At 71.3% G+C, this 23,889-nt stretch carries 24 protein-coding genes; 5 read left to right on the top strand and 19 right to left on the bottom strand.

All coding sequences use genetic code 11. The annotated features are described in order from the left end of the window. Positions 1 to 177 precede the first annotated feature (177 nt). The 3 genes from alr to ACIP5W_RS00340 form a co-directional block, all read right to left on the bottom strand. Positions 178 to 1,356, bottom strand: a complete 1,179-nt coding sequence (gene alr / locus ACIP5W_RS00350; RefSeq protein ID WP_401464384.1) for an alanine racemase — start codon at positions 1,354 to 1,356, stop codon at positions 178 to 180. A gap of 230 nt (positions 1,357 to 1,586) precedes the next feature. Then, the gene (locus tag ACIP5W_RS00345) at positions 1,587 to 3,023 is read right to left on the bottom strand and encodes an NAD(P)H-hydrate dehydratase (protein ID WP_401464381.1); all 1,437 of its coding nucleotides are present in this window, start codon (positions 3,021 to 3,023) and stop codon (positions 1,587 to 1,589) included. A gap of 66 nt (positions 3,024 to 3,089) precedes the next feature. Then, on the bottom strand, positions 3,090 to 3,461 hold the full coding sequence (locus ACIP5W_RS00340) for a holo-ACP synthase (protein WP_401464378.1): 372 nt from the start codon (positions 3,459 to 3,461) through the stop codon (positions 3,090 to 3,092). Between the two features lie 202 nt (positions 3,462 to 3,663). Here ACIP5W_RS00340 and ACIP5W_RS00335 point away from each other — a divergent pair, with 202 nt between their 5' ends. Both ACIP5W_RS00335 and ACIP5W_RS00330 read left to right on the top strand, forming a co-directional pair. Then, a complete protein-coding gene (locus ACIP5W_RS00335) occupies positions 3,664 to 4,623 on the top strand; it encodes a hypothetical protein (RefSeq protein ID WP_401464375.1) in 960 nt (319 codons plus the stop codon). Positions 4,624 to 4,637: 14 nt separating this feature from the next. After that, complete coding sequence (locus ACIP5W_RS00330; RefSeq protein WP_401464372.1) at positions 4,638 to 6,401, top strand: M16 family metallopeptidase; 1,764 nt, start codon at positions 4,638 to 4,640, stop codon at positions 6,399 to 6,401. Positions 6,402 to 6,568: 167 nt separating this feature from the next. Here the strand turns inward: ACIP5W_RS00330 and glmS are convergent, their stop codons facing one another. Then, the gene (gene glmS / locus ACIP5W_RS00325; RefSeq protein ID WP_401464369.1) at positions 6,569 to 8,416 is read right to left on the bottom strand and encodes a glutamine--fructose-6-phosphate transaminase (isomerizing); all 1,848 of its coding nucleotides are present in this window, start codon (positions 8,414 to 8,416) and stop codon (positions 6,569 to 6,571) included. 166 nt (positions 8,417 to 8,582) lie between these two features. On the opposite strand from glmS, the gene coaA reads away from it, so the two are divergent. Then, a complete protein-coding gene (coaA, locus tag ACIP5W_RS00320; protein ID WP_401464366.1) occupies positions 8,583 to 9,572 on the top strand; it encodes a type I pantothenate kinase in 990 nt (329 codons plus the stop codon). A gap of 57 nt (positions 9,573 to 9,629) precedes the next feature. After that, positions 9,630 to 10,604: a DUF389 domain-containing protein gene (locus ACIP5W_RS00315; RefSeq protein ID WP_401464363.1), complete on the top strand. Its 975-nt coding sequence runs from the start codon at positions 9,630 to 9,632 to the stop codon at positions 10,602 to 10,604. Between the two features lie 61 nt (positions 10,605 to 10,665). Here ACIP5W_RS00315 and glmM read toward each other — a convergent pair whose 3' ends face one another. From glmM to ACIP5W_RS00295, 4 genes are all read right to left on the bottom strand, one after another. Next, entirely contained in the window at positions 10,666 to 12,024 is a 1,359-nt protein-coding gene (gene glmM / locus ACIP5W_RS00310) for a phosphoglucosamine mutase (protein ID WP_401464360.1), read from the bottom strand. Between the two features lie 250 nt (positions 12,025 to 12,274). Beyond that, on the bottom strand, positions 12,275 to 12,787 hold the full coding sequence (gene rpsI / locus ACIP5W_RS00305) for a 30S ribosomal protein S9 (protein ID WP_401464357.1): 513 nt from the start codon (positions 12,785 to 12,787) through the stop codon (positions 12,275 to 12,277). A 44-nt stretch (positions 12,788 to 12,831) separates the two neighbouring features. Next, the gene (gene rplM, locus ACIP5W_RS00300) at positions 12,832 to 13,275 is read right to left on the bottom strand and encodes a 50S ribosomal protein L13 (RefSeq protein WP_189718044.1); all 444 of its coding nucleotides are present in this window, start codon (positions 13,273 to 13,275) and stop codon (positions 12,832 to 12,834) included. Positions 13,276 to 13,518: 243 nt separating this feature from the next. After that, positions 13,519 to 14,730 carry a glycosyltransferase family 87 protein gene (locus ACIP5W_RS00295; RefSeq protein WP_401464353.1) on the bottom strand — a complete coding sequence of 404 codons (1,212 nt, stop codon included), beginning with the start codon at positions 14,728 to 14,730 and terminating at the stop codon, positions 13,519 to 13,521. A 74-nt stretch (positions 14,731 to 14,804) separates the two neighbouring features. Between ACIP5W_RS00295 and ACIP5W_RS00290 the strand changes: the two genes are divergently transcribed. Beyond that, the gene (locus ACIP5W_RS00290) at positions 14,805 to 15,683 is read left to right on the top strand and encodes a hypothetical protein (protein ID WP_401464350.1); all 879 of its coding nucleotides are present in this window, start codon (positions 14,805 to 14,807) and stop codon (positions 15,681 to 15,683) included. A 19-nt stretch (positions 15,684 to 15,702) separates the two neighbouring features. Here ACIP5W_RS00290 and truA read toward each other — a convergent pair whose 3' ends face one another. From truA to rplO, 11 genes are all read right to left on the bottom strand, one after another. After that, positions 15,703 to 16,557, bottom strand: a complete 855-nt coding sequence (gene truA, locus ACIP5W_RS00285; protein WP_401464347.1) for a tRNA pseudouridine(38-40) synthase TruA — start codon at positions 16,555 to 16,557, stop codon at positions 15,703 to 15,705. Between the two features lie 73 nt (positions 16,558 to 16,630). Next, positions 16,631 to 17,155, bottom strand: a complete 525-nt coding sequence (gene rplQ, locus ACIP5W_RS00280) for a 50S ribosomal protein L17 (RefSeq protein WP_392240446.1) — start codon at positions 17,153 to 17,155, stop codon at positions 16,631 to 16,633. A 144-nt stretch (positions 17,156 to 17,299) separates the two neighbouring features. After that, positions 17,300 to 18,322, bottom strand: a complete 1,023-nt coding sequence (locus ACIP5W_RS00275) for a DNA-directed RNA polymerase subunit alpha (protein WP_003966937.1) — start codon at positions 18,320 to 18,322, stop codon at positions 17,300 to 17,302. A 223-nt stretch (positions 18,323 to 18,545) separates the two neighbouring features. Next, on the bottom strand, positions 18,546 to 18,950 hold the full coding sequence (gene rpsK, locus ACIP5W_RS00270) for a 30S ribosomal protein S11 (RefSeq protein WP_010354218.1): 405 nt from the start codon (positions 18,948 to 18,950) through the stop codon (positions 18,546 to 18,548). A 64-nt stretch (positions 18,951 to 19,014) separates the two neighbouring features. Next, entirely contained in the window at positions 19,015 to 19,395 is a 381-nt protein-coding gene (gene rpsM / locus ACIP5W_RS00265) for a 30S ribosomal protein S13 (protein WP_020132619.1), read from the bottom strand. A 214-nt stretch (positions 19,396 to 19,609) separates the two neighbouring features. Further along, positions 19,610 to 19,723 (bottom strand): 50S ribosomal protein L36, encoded by a 114-nt coding sequence (gene rpmJ, locus ACIP5W_RS00260; RefSeq protein ID WP_003998809.1) that lies wholly within the window; start codon positions 19,721 to 19,723, stop codon positions 19,610 to 19,612. Positions 19,724 to 19,791: 68 nt separating this feature from the next. After that, positions 19,792 to 20,013: a translation initiation factor IF-1 gene (gene infA / locus ACIP5W_RS00255; RefSeq protein ID WP_004927214.1), complete on the bottom strand. Its 222-nt coding sequence runs from the start codon at positions 20,011 to 20,013 to the stop codon at positions 19,792 to 19,794. Between the two features lie 258 nt (positions 20,014 to 20,271). Continuing rightward, entirely contained in the window at positions 20,272 to 21,108 is an 837-nt protein-coding gene (gene map / locus ACIP5W_RS00250; RefSeq protein ID WP_401464343.1) for a type I methionyl aminopeptidase, read from the bottom strand. Between the two features lie 104 nt (positions 21,109 to 21,212). Next, a complete protein-coding gene (locus ACIP5W_RS00245) occupies positions 21,213 to 21,875 on the bottom strand; it encodes an adenylate kinase (RefSeq protein WP_401464340.1) in 663 nt (220 codons plus the stop codon). Next, complete coding sequence (gene secY, locus ACIP5W_RS00240) at positions 21,875 to 23,188, bottom strand: preprotein translocase subunit SecY (protein WP_401464338.1); 1,314 nt, start codon at positions 23,186 to 23,188, stop codon at positions 21,875 to 21,877. The genes ACIP5W_RS00245 and secY overlap by 1 nt, the downstream gene beginning before the upstream one ends. Before the next feature lie 245 nt (positions 23,189 to 23,433). Beyond that, entirely contained in the window at positions 23,434 to 23,889 is a 456-nt protein-coding gene (rplO, locus tag ACIP5W_RS00235; protein ID WP_003974249.1) for a 50S ribosomal protein L15, read from the bottom strand.

Genomic DNA, 23,889 nt, shown 5'->3' with positions numbered 1-23,889 from the left:
CGCTCCTCTTCGCCGGGTGTCGCAGGGTGTACAGGATGTGCAGGGTGTCGCAGGATGCCGTCGGGTGCCGGGGTGCCGGCGCGCGGACACCCGTTTGGTTCCTCGTTCACATGAACCGCATGCACACGAATCGCAGGTGCATGTACGGGGGACGCGGGTGCGCTCAGAAGAACGCGCTCACGGGGTCCGGTCCGCCTCGTCCGCGTAGACGCGCGGGACGCGTGCTCCGATACGCGTGACGATCTCGTACGCGATGGTGCCCGCGGCCTGCGCCCAGTCCTCGGCGGTGGGCTCGCCCCGGTCGCCGGGGCCGAAGAGCACGGCCTCCTCGCCGGGGGCGGGCTCGTCGCCGCCCAGGTCGACGACGAACTGGTCCATCGCGATCCGCCCGGCGACCGTACGCCACTTGCCGCCGACGAGGACGGGACCGGTGCCGGAGGCGTGCCGGGGGACGCCGTCGGCGTAACCGAGGGGGACCAGGCCGAGGGTGGTCTCGCCGGGGGTCGTGTAGTGGTGGCCGTAGCTGACGCCGTGGCCACCCGGCACGTGCTTGACCAGGGCCAGCGAGGCCGACAGCGTCATCACCGGCCGCAGTCCCAGGTCGGCGGCGGAGCCCAGCTCGGGGCTCGGGGAGACGCCGTACATGGCGATGCCCGGCCGGACCAGGTCGAAGTGGGTCTCGGGGAGGGTCAGCACGGCCGGCGAGTTGGCGATGTGCCGCACCTCGGGCCGCACGCCGTGCTCCTCGGCGTACGCCAGCATCTCGCGGAAGCGGGCGAGCTGGGCGGCGACGGACGGGTGGCCCGGTTCGTCGGCGCAGGCGAAGTGCGACCACAGGCCGGTGATCCGGACGAGGCCCGCGCGCTCGGCGCGCAGCGCCTCGGCGACCAGTTCGGGCCAGTCGGCGGGCTGGCAGCCGTTGCGCCCGAGGCCCGTGTCGGCCTTGAGCTGCACGCGGGCGGCGCGCCCGGCGAGCCGCGCCCCCCGGACGGCCTCGCGCAGCGCCCACACACCGCTCACGGACACGTCCAGGTCCGCCTCGACGGCCTCCCGCCAGGGCCCGCCCGGAGTCCACAGCCAGCACATGATCCGGACGTCCGCCGGCAGGCCCGCCCCGGCGCGCAGCGCGAGGGCCTCCTCCGGGGTGGCGGTGCCGATCCAGGTGGCGCCCGCCTCGACGGCGGCGCGGGCGCACGGAACCGCGCCGTGGCCGTATCCGTCGGCCTTCACCACGGCCATGAACGCCGCGCCGGGCGCCTTCGCGCGCAGCGCGCGCACGTTGGCCCGCAGCGCGGCCAGATCGATCTCGGCCCGGGCGCGCAGCGGGGCGGCGGTCGGCTGTGCAGTCTCACTCATCGTGCCCAGTCTCTCAGAGCCCCCGGACACGCTCGGAGAGCCGGGCCGGACGGCGGGCGGCACGGGGCGTTCCCGCCGTCCGGGGGTGTCTTCTCCGGGGAGGTCCGGGAAAGTCCGGGGACGAGGAAGAGGACGGGGACGGGAGAGGGGCGGGGACGGGGGCGGGGACAGGAACGGGGACGGGGACAGGGGCGGGGGCGGGGACGCACCGGCGGGAACCCTCCCCCGGCTCACTCCCGTACGACATCGCGCCAGGCCCTCGCCACCGCCTCCGCCACCTCGTGCGCCCCCACCGGCGCGCCCGCCGCCGCGAACCGCCCGGCCAGCCCGTGCAGGTACGCCGCCGCGCTGCCGGCGTCCACCGCCGCCAGCCCCGCGGCCAGCAGCGACCCCGCCACCCCCGACAGCACGTCCCCGCTGCCGGCCGTGGCCAGCCACGGCGTCCCCGTCGGGTTCACCCGCACCGCGCCCGCGCCGCCCTGCCCCGCGACCACCGTCGTGGCTCCCTTCAGCAGCACGGCCGCCCCGTACCGCCCCGCCAGCTCCCGCACGGCGGCCAGCCGCCCCGCCTCGACCTCCTCCCGCGACACGCCGAGGAGCGCCGCCGCCTCCCCGGCGTGCGGGGTCATCAGGGTCGGCGCCGTCCGCCCGCGCACCGCGCCCGCGTCGGCGAGCCGCAGCCCGTCCGCGTCGATCAGCACCGGCACGTCACAGGCGAGCACCTCCGCCACGGTGCCGGCGTCGTCCCCGGCACCGGGCCCGACGACCCACGCCTGCACCCGTCCGGCACGCTCGGGCCCCCGGTCGGACACCAGCGTCTCGGGGTAGCGCGCGAGCACGGCCTGTCCGGCGGGCCCGACGTACCGTACGGCCCCCGCTCCGCCGCGCAGCGCGCCGGCGACCGCCAGGACGGCCGCGCCCGGATAGCGCGCGGACCCGGCGGCGATCCCGACCACCCCGCGCCGGTACTTGTCGCTCGCGGCGCCCGGTACGGGCAGCAGCCTGGCCACGTCGGCGTGTTGGAGGGCCTCCAGTTCCGGCTCGCCGGGCAGGTCGAGGCCGATGTCGACGAGCCGCACCGCCCCGGCGTGCTCGCGCGCCGGATCGACCAGCAGGGCCGGCTTGTGCGTCCCGAACGTCACGGTGAGGTCGGCCCGCACGGCGGCGCCCCGCACCTCGCCCGTGTCCGCCTCGACGCCGCTGGGCAGGTCGACGGCGACGACGGCGGCCCGGGACCCGCCGGCCAGCGCGGCGAGCCGTGCCGCGTCCTCGCGCAGTCCGCCGCGCCCGCCGATCCCGACGATGCCGTCGAGGACGAGGTCGGCCCGCCGGATCGGCCCGTCGGCGTCCTGAGGCGCCACGGTGCGCCCACCGGCCCGCAGCAACGCGGCCAGCCCGCCGGCGTGCGCGCGCCCGGGAGCGAGCGGTACGGCCGTCACGCCCGCGCCGCGCCGGGCCAGCCGGGCCCCGGCGTACAGGGCGTCACCCCCGTTGTCGCCGCTCCCGACGAGCAGGACGACCCGGCGTCCGTACACCCGCCCCATCAGATCGGCACAGGCGGCGGCGAGCCCGGCGGCGGCCCGCTGCATCAGGGCGCCCTCCGGGAGCCGCGCCATCAGGTCCCGCTCGGCGGCCCGGACCGTGTCCACGCAATAGGCAGTACGCATGCGCCCAGTCAAACACCGGTCCCCCCGCCACGGGCGGACCCGCCCCGCCCTCCCGGCCCGCCGCGGTCACCCTTCGGCGATCACCACCGCCGAGGCGACACCGGCGTCATGACTGAGCGACACGTGCCAGGCCTGCACGCCCAGTTCGGCGGCCCGGGCGGCGATGCTCCCGCGCACCCGCAGCCGCGGCTGCCCGCTGTCCTCCACGTACACCTCCGCGTCCGTCCACAGCAGACCCGCGGGAGCGCCCAGCGCCTTGGCGAGGGCCTCCTTCGCCGCGAACCGGGCCGCGAGCGAGGCGACACCCCGCCGCTCCCCGCTCGGCAGCAGCAACTCGCTCTCCAGGAAAAGACGTCGGGCCAGCGCAGGCGTACGTTCCAGCGATGCCGCGAACCGGTCGATCTCGGCCACGTCGATACCGACCCCGATGATGCTCATGCCGAGCACCCTACGGCGGGAGGACCGCCCGCCCCGGTCACCCACGCGGCTGTCGGAGGTGGCTGCTAGCCTGCGGCGACTTGATCACACAGTCGCACCGACCACGCACAGACCGATCAACACACGTCACACCATCACTTCACCGCCCGCGCCCTGGGGGGCCAGTCGGCGCGCGCGGACGGCAACGCCAGGGGGCGGGGGCATGAGCAGTACCACCAACGGCGGATCCACGGGCTCTCCGGGACCGACCTTCGATCCGTACGACAACACACCCGGGCTGGTCCCGCTGCGCACGGCCGCGCGGGCCGGCGACTGGCCCGCCGTCCGGGCCTTCGTCAAGGGACTGGACTCGGCCGAGAAGATCTCGATGGTCTCGTCCGTCCTCGCCGAGACCCCCGGCGCCGAGACCTTCCTGGAGCGGGCCGCCGCCGAACTCCCCGCCGATCCCCTGCCGCGCACCCTGCTCGCCGAACGGTACGTCCACATCGGCTGGGACATCCGCAGCGGCGCCCGCGCGCAGGACGTCTCACGCGACCAGTTCGAGCAGTTCCACTCCTGGCTGCGCCGGGCCGAGCAACTGCTGATCGAGGTGTGCGCGGAGCAGCCGGCGTACAGCCCCGCGTGGGTGGTACGGCTGACCACCGCGCGCGGCCTCCAGCTGGGGCAGGCCGAGGCGCGCCGCCGCTACGACCGGCTGTCCGCGCACCACCCGCACCACTACCGCGCGCAGACGCAGCTGCTCCAGCAGATCTGCCCGAAGTGGGGCGGCACCTGGGAGGCGGCGCACGCCTTCGCCCGCGAGTGCGCGACCGCCGCTCCGGACGGCTCGAACTCCGGCGCCGTGGTGGCCCTCGCCCACATCGAGCACTGGCTGGACCTGGACAGCCCCGACGACGCCGCCTACCTGCGCGGGGTGCCGGTCCGCGACGATCTGCGCTTCGCCGCGCAGGTCTCGGTGCTGCACCCGGGCCACCGCCCCGACTGGTACTCCGTGGGCGCGCACAACGCCTTCGCGTTCGCCTTCTCGATGGGCGGCCACCACGCCGACGCGGCCCCGCACTTCGCCTTCCTCGGCGACCGGGCCACGGAGTTCCCGTGGCAGTACACGGGCGACCCGAAGGCGTCGTTCCTGAAGTTCCGCAAGCTCGCGGCACAGGCCTGAGGGGGCACCGGCACATGACCACCGACCTGCACGACCCGAGCGGCCTCGCCGCTCTCGACGGCCTGATCTCCCACACCACCACCCAGGGCGTCCCCACCCTGTACACCGCCGGCTCCGGCAACGAGGTCAGCGCCGGACTGTTCTTCCGGGTGGGCCGCGCCGACGAGACCCTGGCCACCGCCGGGATCACGCACCTCGTCGAGCATCTCGCCCTGCACCGCCTCGGCCTGTCCGACCTGCACCACAACGGCGCGACGGCGAACGCGTACACCCTCTTCCACGTCACCGGCAGCGAGGAGGAGGTCGTCACCCACCTCAACAGCGTGTGCGCGGGCCTGCGGGACCTGCCGATGGACCGGCTGGAGACCGAGAAGGAGATCCTGCGCACGGAGGCGGCGAGCCGCGGCGGCGGCCCCCACTCCCCGCTCGCGCTGTGGCGTTACGGCGCCCGGGGCTACGGCCTGTCCAGCTACAACGAACTGGGCACCTGGAGCCTCACCCCGGACCAGGTCCGGCACTGGGCCGAGACCCGCTTCACCCGGGACAACGCGGTGCTGTGGATCACCAGCGACCACGTCCCGGAGGGCCTCGACCTCGGCCTGCCCGCGGGCACCCGCTCGCCGGCCCCGGCCGCCACCAGCGCGCTGCCCGTCACCCCGGCCTACATCCACGGCGACGACGGCCACGTCGTCCTCACCTCGGTGCTGCGCCGCTCCACCGCGGCCGCCGTCTTCACCGACGTCCTCGGCCGGGCCCTCTTCCACGACCTGCGCCAGCAGGGCGGCTACTCCTACACCGCGGAGGCCGACTACTCCCCGCGCGACGCCGGGTTCGCCACCCTCACCGCCCACGCGGACTCCCTGCCGCAGAAGCAGGACGCGGTCGTCGGCGGCTTCGTCGACACCCTCGCCCGGCTGCGCGCGGGCCGCATCGAGCAGTCCGAACTGGACGCCGTGCGCGGCAAGCTCCTCAAGATGTACGACAGCCCCGGCCTCGGCGCCGCCGGTCTCCCGTCGTACGCGCTGAGCCTGCTGCTCGGGCATCCGCTCCTCTCCCCCGAGCAGCACCGGGCCGAGCTGAACGCGGTCACGGTCGCCGACCTGCACGAGGTGGCCCGGCAGACCTGGGACTCCGCCCTGCTCCAGGTGCCCGGCCGGGGTGTGGACTGGGCCGGCTTCACCCTGGCCCCCCAGTCCTCCCCGGCCGCCGTCACCGGCACCCGGCACCCGTCCCTGGAGGACGACCGGGTCACGCTGGTCATCGGCGCCGAGGGCGTCACCCTGGAGACCCCGAAGGGCCCGGTCACGGTCCGCCACGACGCCTGCGCCGCGATGACCACCCGGCCGGACGGCGCCCGCGCGCTCACCGGCCACGACGGCTTCGCGGTCACCGTCGAACCGACCCTCTTCGAGGGCGTCACCGCCGAACGCGTCGCGGCCCTGGACGCGGCGGTCCCCGCCGAGTGCGTCGTCCCGATGCCGGCCCGCACCCCCGAGCAGATCCCGCAGCCGCGCCGGCAGGCCCCGGAGCCCGTCGTCGGGCGGCGCGGGGCGAGCGGCCGGGGCCGGGCGAGCGGCTGGGGCTGGGCGGCCCTCGTCGTCCTGCTGCCCGTACTGGCCGTGGCCTGGGCCGCACTCGGCGTCTACCTGATCGCCGACCGGATCGACGAGGGCCGCATACCACCCCTCGGGGGCACGCTCGTGATCATCGCCGTGGAACTGGCCCTGCTCCGCTGGACCCGCACGGCGAACCTGCGCCGCAGGCAGGCCCGCGGCTGACCGAAGGCCGCCACACACACGCCCTCCCGCCGGCACCTCGAACGGCGTCCCCGGCGGGAGGACCGCGACCGGGAAGAGGGACGGCAGCCACGCCGGGGGCAGCAGCCCCGCCGAGGGACGGCAGCCCCGCCGAGGGACGGCAGCCCCGCCGAGGGACGGCAGCCCGCCTACTCCACCGTGACCGACTTCGCCAGGTTCCGGGGCTGGTCCACCTCGTTCCCCCGCGCCGTGGCCAGCTCGCAGGCGAACACCTGCAACGGCACCGTCGCCACCAGCGGCTGCAACAGCGTCGGCGTCGCGGGGATCCGTACGAGATGGTCGGCGTACGGCACGACCGCCTCGTCGCCCTCCTCCGCGATCACGATCGTCCGCGCGCCCCGCGCCCGGATCTCCTGGATGTTGGAGACGATCTTGTCGTGCAGCACGGACCGCCCCCGCGGGGACGGCACCACGACGACGACCGGCAGGTCCTCCTCGATGAGCGCGATCGGCCCGTGCTTCAGCTCACCGGCCGCGAAGCCCTCGGCGTGCATGTACGCCAGCTCCTTCAGCTTCAGGGCGCCCTCCAGAGCCACCGGATGACCGACGTGCCGCCCGAGGAACAGCACGGTGTTCTTGCCGGCGAGCGACCGCGCCAGCTCCCGCACCGGCTCCATGGTCTCCAGCACCCGCTCGACCTCCCCGGAGATCCGCGCCAGGTCCCGCACGACGGCCCGGATCTCGTCCCCCCACTGGGTGCCGCGCACCTGGCCGAGGTACAGGGCGACGAGGTAGCAGGCCACCAGCTGCGTCAGGAACGCCTTGGTGGAGGCGACGGCCACCTCGGGCCCGGCATGGGTGTACAGCACCGCGTCCGACTCGCGCGGGATGGTCGACCCGTTGGTGTTGCAGATCGCCAGCACCTTGGAGCCCTGCTCACGGGCGTGCCGCAGCGCCATCAGGGTGTCCATGGTCTCGCCGGACTGCGAGATGGCGATCACGAGCGACCGCGCGCCCAGGATGGGGTCCCGGTACCGGAACTCGCTGGCCAGCTCCACCTCGCAGGGGATCCGCGTCCAGTGCTCGATGGCGTACTTGGCGATCAGTCCCGCGTGGAACGCCGTGCCGCAGGCGACGATGACGACCTTGTCGACCTCGCGCAGCTCCGCGGCCGGGATCCGCACCTCGTCCAGGGTCAGCGCGCCGGAGACGTCGATCCGGCCGAGCAGGGTGTCGGCGACGGCCTTGGGCTGCTCGGCGATCTCCTTGAGCATGAAGTAGTCGTGGCCCCCCTTCTCCGCGGCCGACGCGTCCCAGTCGACGTGGTACGACCGCACCTCGGCCGGACGGCCGTCGAAGCCGGTGACCGTCACCCCGTCCCGGCGCAGCTCCACCACCTGGTCCTGGCCCAGCTCGATCGCCGACCGCGTGTGGGCGATGAACGCGGCGACGTCCGAGGCGAGGAAGGCCTCGCCGTCCCCGACGCCCACCACCAGCGGCGAGTTGCGGCGTGCCCCGACCACCACGTCCGGCTCGTCGGCGTGCACCGCGACGAGCGTGAACGCCCCCTCCAGCCGCCGGCACACCAGCCGCATGGCCTCCGCGAGGTCACCGGTCGCCGAGTGCTCCTCGGCGAGCAGATGGGCCACGGCCTCGGTGTCGGTCTCGGAGCGCAGCTCGTGCCCGCGCTCGGCCAACTCGGCGCGCAGCGCGGCGAAGTTCTCGATGATCCCGTTGTGCACGACGCAGACGCGTCCGGCGTTGTCCAGGTGCGGATGGGCGTTGGCGTCGGTCGGCCCGCCGTGCGTGGCCCACCGTGTGTGCCCGAGGCCGGTCGTACCGGTCGGCAGCGGCCGGGCCCCCAGTTCCTTCTCCAGATTGACGAGTTTGCCCGCCTTCTTGGCGGCGGCGAGCCCTCCGTCCGCCAGGACGGCGACGCCCGCCGAGTCGTATCCCCGGTACTCCAGCCGCTTCAGCCCGGCCATGACGACCTCGAGAGCCGGCTGAGACCCCACGTATCCCACGATTCCACACATGACCGGCAGCGTACGGCGGGACGAGACCCCGAAAGGGCCTCCACGTGCCCGAATTCGGAAATTCCCACGGGGGTATGCACGCCACGGGGCGGCACCTCGCGTCCATCGGCGGCCGGGGTGACGGATCCCACCTGCCATCCCGTTCGAACTCCGTTAACAATGGACTGTGATCTCTCCGGTCTCCTCGACACCGCGGAGCGCCCACCGGCACCGGCCGGAGGCGACTCCCTACGTCGACCTCACCCGTTCCGAGTGGAGCGCGCTGCGCAACAAGACGCCGCAGCCCCTCACGGCCGAGGAGGTCGAGCAGCTGCGCGGCCTCGGTGACGTCATCGATCTCGACGAGGTCCGTGACATCTACCTCCCGCTGTCCCGGCTGCTGAACCTGTACGTGGGCGCCACCGACGGCCTGCGCTCGGCCCTGAACACCTTCCTCGGCGAACAGGGCTCCCAGTCCGGCACCCCGTTCGTCATAGGAGTGGCCGGCTCGGTGGCGGTGGGCAAGTCCACGGTCGCCCGCCTCCTCCAGGCCCTCCTCTCACGCTGGCCGGAACACCCCCGCGTCGAGCTGGTCACCACCGACGGCTTCCTGCTCCCCACCAAGGAGCTGGAGGCCCGCGGCCTGATGTCGCGGAAAGGTTTCCCCGAGTCGTACGACCGCCGCGCCCTCACCCGGTTCGTCGCCGACATCAAGGCCGGGAAGGACGAGGTCACCGCACCCGTCTACTCCCACCTGATCTACGACATCGTGCCCGACCGGCGCCTCACGGTCCGCCGCCCCGACATCCTCATCGTCGAGGGCCTGAACGTCCTCCAGCCCGCGCTCCCCGGCAAGGACGGCCGCACCCGCGTCGGTCTCGCCGACTACTTCGACTTCAGCGTGTACGTCGACGCGCGCGTCGAGGACATCGAGCACTGGTACCTCAACCGCTTCCGCAAGCTGCGCGCGACCGCCTTCCAGGACCCGCACTCGTACTTCCGCAAGTACACCCAGGTCTCCGAGGACGAGGCCCTCGACTACGCCCGCACGATGTGGCGCACCGTCAACAAGCCCAACCTGGTGGAGAACATCGCCCCCACCCGCGGTCGCGCGGCCCTCGTCCTGCGCAAGGGCCCGGACCACAAGGTGCAACGGCTGAGCCTGCGCAAGCTCTGACCCGGGCCCGGACCCCTCCCGGACGAGCCGCACCGCGGTGCTGTTAGAAAGGGCGCCATGCTGCACCTGCGCCTGATCACTCCGCCCGACCGCACCGACGACGCGGTCCGCCTGATCGAGAACACGGTCGGCGCCACCCACCTCGTGGTGCTGCCGGGCGCCGCCCGCGATCCCCGGGGCGACGTCGTCATGTGCGACGTGGCACGCGAGGCGGGCGACCAACTCCTCACCGATCTACAGGAGTTGGGCCTGGAGAAGACCGGCTCGATCGCCGCCGAGAACATCGACCTGTCCCTGTCGCAGCGAGCCGACCGGGCCGAGGCGGACGCCCCGGGCGAGGCCGCCGACGCGGTCCTGTGGGAGCACCTGGTCGAGGCGACGCACGAGGAGTCGACCCTCTCGGTCACCTACGTCGCCTTCATCACCCTGGCGACGATGATCGCGGCCTGCGGTGTGGTGCTCGACAACGCGATCCTGATCGTGGGCGCGATGGCGGTCGGCCCGGAGTTCGGCCCCCTGGCCGGCATCTGCACGGCCGCCGTGCAGCGCGCGCCGCGCCTGGCCCTGCGTTCGCTGGTCGCCCTGCTGGTGGGCTTCGCCGCGGCGATGGCGGTGACGGCGGGCTTCAGTCTCTTCATGGACGCCGTGGGCCTGTTCACCAAGGACCAGCTGGAGGGCGACCGCCCGAACACGGGGTTCGTCTACGCCCCGGACTGGTTCTCCTTCGTGGTGGCGGTCCTCGCCGGCGCCGCCGGCACCCTCTCCCTCACCTCGGCGAAGTCGGGCGCCCTGGTCGGCGTCGCCATCTCGGTCACCACCGTCCCGGCCGCCGCCAACGCGGCCGTGGCCCTGATCTACGGCGACACCCACCAGACCCTGCGCTCCTCGCAACAACTCCTGCTGAACCTGCTGGCCATCATCCTGGCGGGGACCCTGACCCTGCTGCTGCAGAAGTGGCTCTGGTCGCTGGCGAGGAGGCGTCGGACGGCGCCCCGCCCGCGAACCGACCCCGGATCCGCCCCGCGGAGCTAGGGCGTGTTTCGTCTGGATCAGGCCGGACCCCGCGAGCCCGGCATGATCCAGGCGAGAGGCCCTAACCGAGCGCCGACTTCACGGCGTCGGCCAGCCGCCCCGCGACGGACCGCGCCTGGTCGATGTCCGCCGCCTCCACCATGACCCGCACCAGCGGCTCGGTCCCGGAGGGCCGCAGCAGTACCCGCCCGGTGGCGCCCAGCTCCCGCTCGGCCTCGCCGACCGCGGCCGCGAGGTCCGCCGAACTGGCGACCCGGGACCTGTCCACGTCGGGCACGTTGATCAGCACCTGCGGCAGCCGCTCCATGACGGACGCCAGCTCCCGGAGCGTCCGTCCGCTCTCGGCGACCCGCGCCGCCAGCATCAGCCCGGTCAGCGTGCCGTCACCGGTGGTGGCGTGGTCGAGGATGATCACGTGCCCGGACTGCTCACCGCCGAGCGCGTACCCGTGCTGCTTCATCTCCTCCAGCACGTACCGGTCGCCCACGGCGGCCTGCACGAGCGAGATGCCCTCGCGCTCCATCGCCATCTTGAAGCCGAGGTTGGACATGACGGTCGCGACGACGGTGTCCGAGCGCAGGGCGCCCCGCTCCCGCATCGCGAGCGCGAGCACGGCGAGGATCTGGTCCCCGTCGATCTCCTCGCCGGTGTGGTCCACGGCCAGGCAGCGGTCGGCGTCACCGTCGTGCGCGATACCGAGGGCGGCTCCGTGCTCGACGACGGCGGCCTTCAGCTTGTCCAGGTGGGTGGAGCCGCAGCCGTCGTTGATGTTGAGGCCGTCCGGCTCGGCGCCGATCGTGACGACCTCGGCGCCGGCCCGCGTGAAGGCCTCGGGCGAGACCCGGGCGGCGGCTCCGTGCGCCTCGTCCAGGACGATCTTCAGCCCGTCGAGCCGGTTCGGCAGGACGGCGATCAGGTGGGCGACGTACCGGTCGAACCCCTCGTCGTACGAGCGCACCCGGCCGACGCCGGCGCCGGTCGGACGGTCCCAGGGAGCGCCGGTGCGGTGCTCGTCGTAGACCGTCTCGATCCTGTCCTCCAGCTCGTCGGCGAGCTTGTGGCCGCCGCGGGCGAAGAACTTGATGCCGTTGTCGGGCATGGCGTTGTGGCTGGCGGAGAGCATCACGCCGAGGTCGGCACCGAGCGAGCCGGTCAGGTAGGCGACCGCGGGCGTCGGCAGCACGCCGACCCGCAGGACGTCGACGCCCGCGCTGGCCAGACCGGCCACGACGGCCGCTTCGAGGAACTCCCCGGAGGCACGCGGGTCCCGTCCGACGACCGCCACCGGCCGGTGGCCCGCGAAGGTGCCCGCCTCGGCCAGCACGTGCGCCGCCGCGACGGAGAGGCCCAGCGCCATCTCGGCCGTGAGATCCACGTTGGCGACACCGCGCACGCCGTCCGTGCCGAAGAGTCGTCCCACTTGTCCTCCTGAGGAAGCGTCAGTTTCGAAAGCCGTGCGGCGCGTCGACGGATCAGCGGCGGCTCCCGCGTTCAGGCATCTGATGCCCTGAACATCCGATCACACAAGCCTTTGAGCACCTTGTGCCGTTATACGCCCACGGCTGCGAGAAAACGAACGCCCCGACGGCACTGTGGCGTGCCGCCGGGGCGTTCGGAGTACGGAGGGGCGGGCCGATCGGCCCACAGCCCGTACTAGCAGGCAGCGAAGCTTAGCGCTTGCTGTACTGCGGGGCCTTGCGGGCCTTCTTGAGACCGGCCTTCTTGCGCTCGACCGCGCGGTCGTCGCGCGTGAGGAAGCCGGCCTTCTTCAGCGGGCCGCGGTTGTTGTCGACGTCGGCCTCGTTCAGCGCGCGGGCGACACCGAGACGGAGCGCACCGGCCTGACCGGAGACACCGCCACCGGCGATGCGGGCGATGACGTCGTAGCGGCCCTCGAGCTCGAGGACCTTGAACGGCTCGTTGACTTCCTGCTGGTGCACCTTGTTCGGGAAGTAGTCCTCGAGGGTGCGACCGTTGATCTTCCACTTGCCGGAGCCCGGAACGATCCGGACACGGGCGATGGCGTTCTTGCGACGGCCCAGGCCGGCGGCCGGCTGCGGCTCGCCGAAGCGGGAGGCCAGCGACTCGGAGGTGTACTCGCCCTCGACGGGCACCTCGGACTCGGTGGTGTAGCTGTCGATGTCAAGCTCTTCGAGCGGCTGCTCGGCAGTGGTCTCGGCCACGGTTCTCCTCAGATTCTCTTCAGCTTGGGGCGGTGTGGCCGGACTTACTGCGCGACCTGGGTGATCTCGAACGGCTGCGGCTGCTGCGCGCCGTGCGGGTGCTGGTCACCCTTGTAGACCTTCAGCTTCGAGAGCATCTGACGGCCCAGCGTGTTCTTCGGGAGCATGCCCTTGACGGCCTTCTCGATGGCCTTCTCGGGGTTCTTGTCCAGCAGCTCGTCGTAACGGACGGAGCGCAGACCACCCGGGTAGCCGGAGTGGCGGTACGCCATCTTCTGGGTCCGCTTGTTGCCGGACAGGTGCACCTTGTCGGCGTTGATGATGATGACGAAGTCACCGGTGTCGACGTGAGGGGCGTAGATCGGCTTGTGCTTGCCGCGCAGGATGGAGGCGGCGGTGCTGGCGAGACGACCCAGGACGATGTCCTGAGCGTCGATGACGTGCCACTGGCGCGTCACATCGCCGGGCTTGGGGCTGTACGTACGCACGGTTCGTAGCCTTCGCTTCGAGTGAGTGGTCCTGACAAGGTCACCGAAGACGATCACGACAGCCCTGACCGCACTGCGGTGACGCATACCGCGTGCAGGTCGCTGGTCATCGGCCCGGTGGACCGGTGTAAGGGCCCGTCCCGTGAGAATGAGCAAGCCAATACACAACGAAGATGCAGGATACCCGCGGTGGCTCGGCCGGGTCAAAACGGGGCCTTCGGCCGCCGGGAACGCTGCTTCTTCTCATCCAGTGTAAATGTGATCGCCGCCGGGAACCGCCGCCTGCCGGTCCGCGTCCGCCGGTGCGCCCGGCCCCACCGGCGGACGCGGGCCGCACCGACGGGCCACCGTCACGGCCAGGACACCCAACGTCACCGCGTCCCGGAAGGCCCGACGCTGCACCGTCTCCAGATAAGGCCAGGTCAGGCCCGGTAGCTGCGGGACCATCGCCAGCCAGAACCACGGTCCGCGCGCCACCGAGCCCGGGTACGGCAGCCCGGCCAGCAGCAGCGGCACGACGACGAGCAGGTAGTGGTCGTACGACGGCCGTGAGACCAGGAACACCGAGAGCATCAGCCCCGCCGCGGTCTCGGAGAGCCGCAACGGACCGGGATCGGCACGGCCCCAGCGCCGGTACGCCGCGACCAGCCCCGCCACGCAGGCGGCCGACGCGAACGTCCGGGCCGCGAGCTCGGGCACCCCCAGCCGCGGCAGCACGGCCCCCAAAGAGGCCTCGTAGAGCCGCACGAAGGCGTCCTGGCCGTGCAGCAGGAAGGGCAGGGTCCGGGTGAGGAACCCGGCCGGGTCGGGCAGCAGCAGGGCGCTCGCACCGGAGGCCAGCGCCGGGACCGCGGCCATGACGGCGAGCGCCTTCCAGCGGCCCGCGAAGAGGAACAGCAGGGCCAGCGGGGCCAGCAGCGGTTTCAGCGCCAGGACCGTACCGAGCACCGCGCCCGCCGCCGTCCACCGGCCGCGGCTCGCCAGCAGCAGCCCCAGCGGCAGGGCCAGGACCGCCGTCGCCGTCCAGTTGCCCAGCCGGACCAGGTGCCCGAAGGGCGCGAAGCCGGCCGCGAGCGCGGTCAGCCCGAGCACCGCGAGCCGGCTGTCCAGCGGCACCCGGTGCAGCCGCAGCGCGCACCCCCAGCCGCCCACCAGACAGGCCGTGACGAACGCCGGCACCAGCACGCGCAGCACCTCCGGCGGCAGCAGCGCCTGCGGCACGGCGGCGAGCACCGCACCCGGCAGGTACAGGAAGTGCGGGTCGTCGTACGGGGACCTCCCCTCCAGCCAGGCGCGCGCCGCCCGGACGACGATCGCGTTGTCCATGCCGCCGTCCGGGGTGGCCCGCGCCACATGCCCCGTCAGCGCGCCCAGCACCGCCACCAGCCCCAGCCACGACGGCCAGGGAGAACGTCGTACCAACCACCCCGAGATATCACCTTTGCCCGTACTCATTCCCCGAACGCTAGGGGCAGCGGAGCCTGTTGGGGCGGAACAGCACACCTCTCGCCCCGTCTAAGATGCGGCGCATGAGCTATGGGCAGGGGGGACCTCAGTCCCAGTGGGATCCCTGGAAACCGAACTCCCAGCAGCCGTGGACCAGCGGTGCCACGGACCCTTCGCCGGACTGGGCCGCGCTCGCCGAGGCGTCGGAGTCGCGCAACAAGCGCCGCCGGCTGCTGCTGATAGGCGGGGGCGTGCTCGCGACGCTCGGCGTCGGCACCGCCGTGGCCATGGCCGTGGTGTCGGCGAACGGCGGTGACGAGGCGTCCAACCGTCCTGCCTCCTCGCTGCCCGCCACCGCCGACCTGCCGAGCGCGTCCGGGACGCCGTCCTTCGCACCGACCAGCGCCCCGCCGCCGCTGGACCCGAAGGAGTTCGTCTCCAGCAAGGCCAAGGACGGCGCGCCCAACGGCCCGGACATCATGTTCCCGGGCAGGCAGCTGACGATGGGCGCGGCCGTCTACAAGAAGGCCTCGAAGGCCGACACCACCAACTGCGTCACCGCCGCCCAGGGCACCCTGCCCAAGGTGCTGACCGCCAACGGCTGCACCCGCCTGATGCGCGTGACCTACGTCAAGGACGGCATCGCCGTGACGGTCGGGGTGGCCGTCTTCGACACCGAGGCCCAGGCCCTCAAGGCCAAGGGCCAGGCCGACAAGAGCAGCATCATCAAGGCGCTGCCCGGCACCGACGCCAAGTCCTTCTGCGCCGGCGCGATCTGCCGCTCGACGACCAACTCCTACGGCCGGTACGCCTACTTCACGATCACGGGCTTCACCGACGGCAAGGACGTGACGACGAAGGACACCCAGGTCTTCGCCGCCGGCGACGGCCTCGCGGAGTTCGCGTTCCAGCAGATCCGCCGCCGCGGCGAGACCCAGGCCTCGGCGGCGGCGAACCAGTGACCCGCTCCCCGGGGGCGGGTCAGCAGCACCCGGCCCCGGGCAGCGTCCGCCGGTTCCGCGCCTCCTTGCTGCGCGCGGCCAGCAGTTCGTCGGCCGGATAGCCGACCTCCTCCAGCGTCAGCCCGTGCGGCCGGACGACGTGCACCGCCGAGTCCCGTACGCCCGCGGCCAGCACCTTCCCCGGCCACTCCGGGCCCCGGTGCCCGTCCCCCACGAACAGCAGCGCCCCGATCAGCGAGCGCACCATGTTGTGGCAGAAGGCGTCGGCCCGCACGGTCGCCGTGACGATCCCGTCCCCGCCGCGCACCAGGCTCAGCTCCTGGAGCGTGCGGATCGTGGTCGCCCCCTCCCGCCGCTTGCAGTAGGCGGCGAAGTCGTGCTCCCCCAGCAGCCGCCCGGCGGCCTCGTTCATGGCGTCGACGTCGAGGGGCCAGTCGTGCCAGAGGACGTGACCGCGCAGCAGCGGGTCGACCCCGCCGGGGTTGTCGGTGACCCGGTAGGCGTACCGCCGCCAGACCGCCGAGAAGCGTGCGTTGAAACCGGCGGGCGCCTCCCGCAGCGCCCACACCCGGACGTCCCTGGGGAGCCGCCCGGCGAGCCGCTTGAGCAGCTTGGCGTGATGCTCCGCCCAGACCTCGCGCGGCAAATCAACGTGCGCGACCTGCCCCCGCGCGTGCACACCGGCGTCCGTACGCCCGGCCACGGTCAGCTCGTACGTCTCCCCCGACCGCGTGACGGTCCGCAGGGCGTCCTCGATCTCGCCCTGCACGGTCCGCCGTCCGCCGGCCTGCCTGGCCCACCCCGAGAACTCCGCCCCGTCGTAGGACAGGTCCAGCCGCACCCGTACGAACCCGGGCTGTACTTCGTCACTCACTCCTGGATCCTCTCGACAACGCGAGAGCGGGCCCGCCCCGAAGGGAGGACCCGCTCACATGCAAGGCAGAGCCTCAGGCGTCCTTCGACTCCTCGGACGCGTCCTCGGCCTTGGCCTCGGCAGCGTCCTCGACGACCTCGTCGGACTTGGCCTCGGCGGCCTCGTCCTTCTTCAGGGCGTCTTCCTTGACCGCGCGCTTCGTCGCGGCCTCGGCCTCACCGGTCGCCTGCTGCGCCACGGTCAGCGCCTCGACCAGCTCGATGACGGCCATGGGCGCGTTGTCGCCACGGCGGTTACCGATCTTGGTGATGCGGGTGTAGCCACCCGGGCGGTTCTCGTAGCGCGGGCCGATCTCGGTGAAGAGCGTGTGCACGATGCCCTTGTCCGAGATGACCTGGAGCACCTGGCGACGGTTGTGAAGGTCGCCCTTCTTCGCCTTGGTGACCAGACGCTCGGCGTACGGCCGCAGACGGCGGGCCTTCGCCTCGGTGGTGGTGATGCGGCCGTGCTCGAACAGCTGCTTCGCGAGGTTCGCGAGCAGCATCTTCTCGTGCGCGGCGCTGCCGCCCAGACGGGCACCCTTGGTGGGCTTCGGCATGGTCTTTCTCCTCAGTGTCTGCCCCGGCCGTATCAGGTACCGAAGTCAGTATCCGAGCGGGCGGTCGCCCGTCGGAGACCCCGCGCCCCTGGGGGCGCGGGGAACTGCGCGACCAGCCACAGCGGTCCCGCAGCCGAAAACGGATCAGTACTGCTCGGTCTCCACGAACCCGGCGTCCGCGTCGTCGTCCGCGCCGAAGGCGTCCGCCGCGGCGGTCGGGTCGAATCCGGGCGGGCTGTCCTTGAGGGCCAGGCCCATGCCGGCCAGCTTCGCCTTGACCTCGTCGATCGACTTCGCACCGAAGTTGCGGATGTCGAGCAGGTCGGCCTCGGAGCGGGCGACGAGCTCACCCACGGAGTGGATGCCCTCACGCTTGAGGCAGTTGTACGACCGAACGGTGAGCTCCAGCTCCTCGATCGGCAGGGCGAGGTCAGCGGCGAGGGCGGCGTCCGTGGGGGACGGGCCCATGTCGATGCCCTCGGCGTCGATGTTCAGCTCGCGGGCGAGACCGAACAGCTCGACCAGCGTCTTGCCGGCGGAGGCCATGGCGTCACGCGGACGCATCGCCTGCTTGGTCTCGACGTCGACGATCAGCTTGTCGAAGTCGGTGCGCTGCTCGACACGCGTCGCCTCGACCTTGTAGGTGACCTTGAGGACCGGCGAGTAGATCGAGTCGACCGGGATGCGCCCGATCTCCTGACCGACCTGCTTGTTCTGCACGGCGGAGACGTAGCCGCGGCCGCGCTCGACGGTCAGCTCCATCTCCAGCTTGCCCTTGCCGTTGAGCGTGGCGAGGACGAGGTCGGGGTTGTGCACCTCGACACCGGCCGGGGGCGCGATGTCGGCGGCGGTGACCAGACCCGGGCCCTGCTTGCGCAGGTACATCACGACCGGCTCGTCGTGCTCCGAGGAGACGACCAGCTGCTTGATGTTGAGGATCAGGTCGGTGACGTCCTCCTTGACGCCCGGCACGGTGGTGAACTCGTGCAGCACGCCGTCGATGCGGATGGACGTGACCGCCGCACCCGGGATCGAGGACAGGAGGGTCCGGCGGAGGGAGTTGCCGAGGGTGTAGCCGAAGCCCGGCTCCAGCGGCTCGATCACGAACCGGGAGCGGAACTCGTCGACGACCTCTTCGGTCAACGAGGGACGCTGAGCAATCAGCATGTTGCGTTCCTTCTGTCAGGGGCGCCCGCTATTTGACGCCCTGATATGAGACAAGGGTACGGGCGACACGACTCCGAGGAGCCGTACCGCCCGAGAACCTCAGTCCGGCAAACGGCCGTGCGTCAGACGCGGCGGCGCTTCGGCGGACGGCAACCGTGCCGCGTCGTGCGGGGGACGACCCCCGCACCCCCGGCCGGCCGGCGAGCCGCCGTGAGCCCGTGCGTCAGACGCGGCGGCGCTTCGGCGGACGGCAACCGTTGTGCGGGGTCGGGGTGACGTCCTGGATGGAGCCGACCTCGAGGCCCGTGGCCTGCAGGGAACGGATGGCGGTCTCACGACCGGCGCCCGGGCCCTTGACGAACACGTCGACCTTGCGCATGCCGTGCTCCTGCGCGCGACGGGCGGCCGACTCGGCGGCCATCTGCGCGGCGAACGGCGTGGACTTGCGCGAGCCCTTGAAACCGACGTGGCCGGCGGAGGCCCACGAGATCACGTTTCCGGCCGGGTCCGTGATGGACACGATCGTGTTGTTGAACGTGCTCTTGATGTGCGCCTGGCCGTGCGCGACGTTCTTCTTTTCCTTGCGGCGCACCTTCTTGGCAGCGCCCTGACGACCCTTGGGGGGCATCTATTACTCCTACGGGAGGTGGTCGGTCCTACAGCGAAGACCGCTGATGAGCGTCCGCTGAGGACTACTTCTTGCCCGGCTTCTTCTTGCCGGCGATGGCGCGACGCGGGCCCTTGCGGGTACGGGCGTTCGTGCTGGTGCGCTGACCGCGGACGGGCAGACCACGACGGTGACGGAGACCCTGGTAGCAGCCGATCTCGACCTTGCGGCGGATGTCGGCCTGGATCTCGCGACGGAGGTCACCCTCGGTCTTGATGTTGGCGTCCACGTACTCGCGGATCGCGACGAGCTGCTCCTCGGAGAGGTCGCGAACGCGGGTGTTGGGGTCGACGCCGGTCGCAGCCAGCGTCTCCTGGGACAGGGTCCGGCCGATGCCGAACACGTAGGTGAGGGCGACCTCCACGCGCTTTTCGCGCGGGATGTCAACACCGGAAACGCGTGCCATTCAATGGCTCCTGGTGATCTTCGGAGGTCTTCCGCAGAACCGCCTCCCAGCCGCCGTCCTCTTCCCGGGATGCCCTGGAAGATTTGGTACGGACTGGGTCCCCGGCCTCCGAACCGGGGGTGTCAGACCACAGGTCTGGGTTCTGCGTATGAACATATTCAGCTCGCGTCGCGCGAAGATTCTGCGTGATGCAGAGGGTGCGATCTGTGTGCGGTCAGCCCTGGCGCTGCTTGTGGCGCGGGTTCTCGCAGATGACCATGACCCGACCGTGACGGCGGATCACCCTGCACTTGTCGCAGATCTTCTTGACGCTCGGCTTGACCTTCATGGGATGTGAGGTTCTCCGGGTCAGTTGCCGGCCACCCCGGGCGGGAACGCACGGGGCCTGGGCAAGATCTACTTGTACCGGTAGACGATCCGGCCACGCGTCAGGTCGTACGGAGACAGCTCCACCACGACCCGGTCGTCAGGGAGGATGCGGATGTAGTGCATGCGCATCTTGCCGCTGATGTGTGCCAGGACCTGGTGGCCGTTCTGGAGCTCGACCCTGAACATGGCGTTCGGAAGAGACTCGACGACAGTGCCCTCGATCTCGATGGCACCTTGCTTCTTGGCCACGCTTCGCCCTTCGAATCGACTACCTTGATCGACTCCTGGGCTTTCCCTTACGGGCGCATACAGACATGCGGGTGCACAAGAGCCGACGAGTCAGTCTACGTCAGCGCACCCGGAAACACGAATCGAGGAAGTCTGCCCGTTCCAGGAGATCCTTAAGCGGTCCCCGGCCGGGACGGGCCGGGAAGAAGGGCCGGGAAGAAGGGCCGGGACGGGAAGGGGCGGCGGGGGCGAGACACCTCGAGCCCCCGCCCGGCACCCTCAGCCCAGCGGGTCGGGCGCGGCCACGACCCCGTGCTCGGCGAGCTTGGCCTTCCCGCCGTCCACCGCGGTCAGCACCAGCGGCCCCTGCTCGGTCAGCGCCACCGAGTGCTCCCAGTGCGACGACCAGGTCCCGTCCGTGGTGATGACGGTCCAGTCGTCCGCGAGGACCTCGGTCCGCGGCGTCCCCAGCGACACCATCGGCTCGATGGCCAGGCAGAGCCCGGGGACCAGCTTGGGCCCCTTGCCCCGCTTGCGGTCGACGTAGTTCAGCAGGTGCGGGTCCATGTGCATCTCGGTGCCGATGCCGTGGCCGCCGTAGTCCTCGATGATCCCGTACCGTCCGCCGCCCGGCTTCGGCTGGCGGCGGATGTACGTCTCGATGGCCCGCGACACGTCCACCAGCCGGTTGCCCTGCTTCATCGCCGCGATGCCGGCCCACATCGACTCCTCGGTCACCCGGGACAGCTCGATCAGCTCCGGGGCGTGACCGGAGCCGACGAAGGCGGTGTAGGCGGCGTCACCGTGCCAGCCGTCGACGATCGCCCCGCAGTCGACGGAGATGATGTCCCCGTCCTTGAGGACGACCTCGTCGGAGGGGATGCCGTGGACGACGACGTCGTTCACCGAGGTACAGATGGTCGCGGGGAAGCCGCCGTAGCCGAGGAAGTTCGACTTCGCGCCGTGCTCGGCGAGGACCTTGCGGGCGACCTCGTCGAGGTCCTTCGTGGTCGCCCCGGGCACCGCCGCTTCCCGCGTCGCCGCGTGGATGGCGGCGACGACCAGGCCCGCCGCGCGCATCTTGGCGATCTGCTCGGGGCTCTTGATCTGCACCATGGGGGGCCTGCGCTCTCCGTCACTCAGGTCGGTCGATGACATACGTACACAACAGTACGGCCGTGGCGTCCCGGAGGACTCCACGGCCGTACCGGGACGGGAACCTACTGGCTCTCGTCCTCGCGCTTCAGTGCCGCCAGCGCACGGCCGGTGACCTCGTCGACCGGGCCCATGGCCTCGATCGTCACGACCAGGCCCTGCGCCTTGTAGTAGTCGATGATCGGCTCGGTCTGCGTGTGGTAGACCTCGAGCCGCGTGCGGACGGTGTCCTCGGAGTCGTCGTCGCGCTGGTACAGCTCCCCGCCGCAGACGTCGCAGACGCCGTCCTGCGACGGCTTCTTGTACGTCACGTGGAAGACGTGGGAGGAGTCGTTGCGGCAGATGCGCCGGCCGGCGATCCGCTTGACGACCTCCTCCTCGGGGGCCTCCAGGTCCAGTACCGCGTCCAGCTCGATGCCCTCGGTGGTGAGCAGCTCGTCCAGCGCCTCGGCCTGCGAGACGTTGCGCGGGAAACCGTCGAGCAGGAAGCCGCGCTCGGCGTCCGGCTGCTCCATGCGGTCCTTCGCCATGGCGATGGTGACCTCGTCGGGGACGAGGTTGCCGGCGTCCATGTAGGACTTCGCGAGCTTCCCGAGCTCCGTCTGCTGGCTGATGTTGGCGCGGAACAGGTCGCCCGTGGAGATGTGAGGTACGCGCAGCTTCTCGGCTAGACGAGTGGCCTGCGTTCCCTTACCGGCGCCCGGCGGCCCGACGAGGACGATACGCATCAGCGGAGGAACCCTTCGTAATTGCGCTGCTGAAGCTGGCTCTCGATCTGCTTCACCGTCTCGAGGCCCACACCCACGATGATCAGGATGCTGGTACCACCGAACGGGAAGTTCTGGTTTGCCCCGAAACCGGCCAACGCCATCGTCGGCACGAGAGCGATCAGCCCCAGATACAGCGAACCCGGCCAGGTGATCCGGTTGAGTACGTAGCTCAGGTACTCAGCGGTCGGTCGGCCAGCCCGGATGCCCGGGATGAAGCCACCATACTTCTTCATGTTGTCGGCGACTTCCTCGGGGTTGAAGGAGATGGCCACGTAGAAGAAGGCGAAGAAGACGATCAGGAAGAAGTAGAGGGTGATGTGCGCGGGCGCCGCCGTGTCCGCCAGGTTCTGCGTGATCCAGGTCGCCCAGCCCGCCTGCGAGTTGGAGAACTGCACGATCAGCGCCGGGATGTAGAGCAGCGACGAGGCGAAGATGACCGGGATCACACCGGCCTGGTTCACCTTCAGCGGGATGTACGTCGACGTACCGCCGTAGGACCGGCGGCCGATCATGCGCTTGGCGTACTGCACGGGGATGCGGCGCTGGGCCTGCTCGACGAAGACCACCAGGCCGACCATGACCAGGCCGACGAGGATGACCGTGCCGAACTCGATCCAGCCGTCGGCCAGCGTGCCCTGCTTCTTGATGGCCCACAGCGCGGAGGGGAAGGTGGCGGCGATCGAGATGAACATCAGGATCGACATGCCGTTGCCGATGCCGCGGTCGGTGATCAGCTCACCGAGCCACATGACCATCGCCGTACCGGCGGTCATGCAGATGACCATGGTGATGGTGGTGAAGATCGCGCGGTCCGGGACGATCTGGCCGGCCACCGAGCAGCCCGAGAAGAGCGCGCCGCTGCGGGCGGTGGCCACCAGGCCGGTGCCCTGGAGGATGGCGAGCGCCACGGTGAGGTAGCGGGTGTACTGGGTGATCTTCGCCGTACCGGACTGGCCCTCCTTCTTGAGCGCTTCCAGTCGCGGGATCACCACGGTCAGCAGCTGAAGGATGATGCTCGCCGTGATGTACGGCATGATGCCCAGCGCGAAGATCGTGATCTGCAGCAGCGCGCCGCCGCTGAACATGTTGACCAGACCGAAGAGGCCCTGGTTGCCGGATGCCTCGTCCACACAGGTCTGGACGCTCTTGTAGTCGACACCCGGGATCGGGATGTGGGTGCCGACCCGGTAGACCACGATGATGCCGAGCGTGAAGAGCAGCTTCTTGCGCAGGTCGGGCGTCTTGAACGCCCGGGCGAACGCGGTGAGCACGGTGCCTCCTGCGACCCCCGCGCGTCTGCGTCAAGGGTGACGGTGTTGAGGTTCCAATAAGAACAACGACATGTGTAACGGTCGACTGCCGCCCAAGGTGCCCCATCGGAGGCACCTTGTGAAAGAGGGCAGTGCAGGCCACCTTACCGGCGACACTGCCACCCTAGGAACGACCGACCGGGGATACCCCATTTGTGGGGTATCCCCGGTCGGGATCGCTCAAGTCATCGAGACGCCTGTGGTGTTCAGACGAGCTCGGTGACCGTACCGCCCGCGGCGGTGATCTTCTCCTTGGCGGAACCGGAGACGGCGTCGACCGTCACCTGCAGCGCCACGGAGATCTCGCCCTGGCCGAGCACCTTGACGAGGCTGTTCTTGCGAACGGCACCCTTGGCGACGAGCCCCTCGACGGTGACCTCGCCACCCTCCGGGTACAGCGCCGCCAGCTTGTCGAGGTTCACGACCTGGAACTCGGTCTTGAACGGGTTCTTGAAGCCCTTGAGCTTCGGAAGACGCATGTGGAGGGGCATCTGCCCACCCTCGAAGCGCTCCGGAACCTGGTAACGGGCCTTCGTGCCCTTGGTACCACGACCGGCCGTCTTACCCTTCGACGCCTCACCACGACCCACACGGGTCTTGGCGGTCTTGGCGCCCGGGGCGGGACGGAGGTTGTGGATCTTGAGCGGGTTGTTCTCCGCCAT

It is taken from the genome of Streptomyces sp. NPDC088766 (genome assembly GCF_044750845.1).
Lineage (GTDB): Bacteria > Actinomycetota > Actinomycetes > Streptomycetales > Streptomycetaceae > Streptomyces.
This window is presented reverse-complemented; position numbering and strand designations above follow the sequence as displayed.

What these genes read in the sequence shown, in the direction of transcription:
- glmS (WP_401464369.1), bottom strand. Translation starts at nt 8,416, where the DNA reads ATGTGTGGAATCGTGGGATACGTGGGGTCTCAGCCGGCTCTCGAGGTC.
- ACIP5W_RS00340 (WP_401464378.1), bottom strand. Translation starts at nt 3,461, where the DNA reads ATGAGCATCATCGGGGTCGGTATCGACGTGGCCGAGATCGACCGGTTC.
- ACIP5W_RS00245 (WP_401464340.1), bottom strand. Translation starts at nt 21,875, where the DNA reads ATGCGTATCGTCCTCGTCGGGCCGCCGGGCGCCGGTAAGGGAACGCAG.
- ACIP5W_RS00275 (WP_003966937.1), bottom strand. Translation starts at nt 18,322, where the DNA reads ATGCTGATTGCTCAGCGTCCCTCGTTGACCGAAGAGGTCGTCGACGAG.
- alr (WP_401464384.1), bottom strand. Translation starts at nt 1,356, where the DNA reads ATGAGTGAGACTGCACAGCCGACCGCCGCCCCGCTGCGCGCCCGGGCC.
- rpsK (WP_010354218.1), bottom strand. Translation starts at nt 18,950, where the DNA reads ATGCCCCCCAAGGGTCGTCAGGGCGCTGCCAAGAAGGTGCGCCGCAAG.
- ACIP5W_RS00315 (WP_401464363.1), top strand. Translation starts at nt 9,630, where the DNA reads ATGCTGCACCTGCGCCTGATCACTCCGCCCGACCGCACCGACGACGCG.
- ACIP5W_RS00290 (WP_401464350.1), top strand. Translation starts at nt 14,805, where the DNA reads ATGAGCTATGGGCAGGGGGGACCTCAGTCCCAGTGGGATCCCTGGAAA.
- ACIP5W_RS00330 (WP_401464372.1), top strand. Translation starts at nt 4,638, where the DNA reads ATGACCACCGACCTGCACGACCCGAGCGGCCTCGCCGCTCTCGACGGC.
- rpsM (WP_020132619.1), bottom strand. Translation starts at nt 19,395, where the DNA reads ATGGCACGCGTTTCCGGTGTTGACATCCCGCGCGAAAAGCGCGTGGAG.
- map (WP_401464343.1), bottom strand. Translation starts at nt 21,108, where the DNA reads ATGGTGCAGATCAAGAGCCCCGAGCAGATCGCCAAGATGCGCGCGGCG.
- ACIP5W_RS00335 (WP_401464375.1), top strand. Translation starts at nt 3,664, where the DNA reads ATGAGCAGTACCACCAACGGCGGATCCACGGGCTCTCCGGGACCGACC.
- ACIP5W_RS00295 (WP_401464353.1), bottom strand. Translation starts at nt 14,730, where the DNA reads ATGAGTACGGGCAAAGGTGATATCTCGGGGTGGTTGGTACGACGTTCT.
- rpmJ (WP_003998809.1), bottom strand. Translation starts at nt 19,723, where the DNA reads ATGAAGGTCAAGCCGAGCGTCAAGAAGATCTGCGACAAGTGCAGGGTG.
- ACIP5W_RS00345 (WP_401464381.1), bottom strand. Translation starts at nt 3,023, where the DNA reads ATGCGTACTGCCTATTGCGTGGACACGGTCCGGGCCGCCGAGCGGGAC.
- rplQ (WP_392240446.1), bottom strand. Translation starts at nt 17,155, where the DNA reads ATGCCGAAGCCCACCAAGGGTGCCCGTCTGGGCGGCAGCGCCGCGCAC.
- rplO (WP_003974249.1), bottom strand. Translation starts at nt 23,889, where the DNA reads ATGGCGGAGAACAACCCGCTCAAGATCCACAACCTCCGTCCCGCCCCG.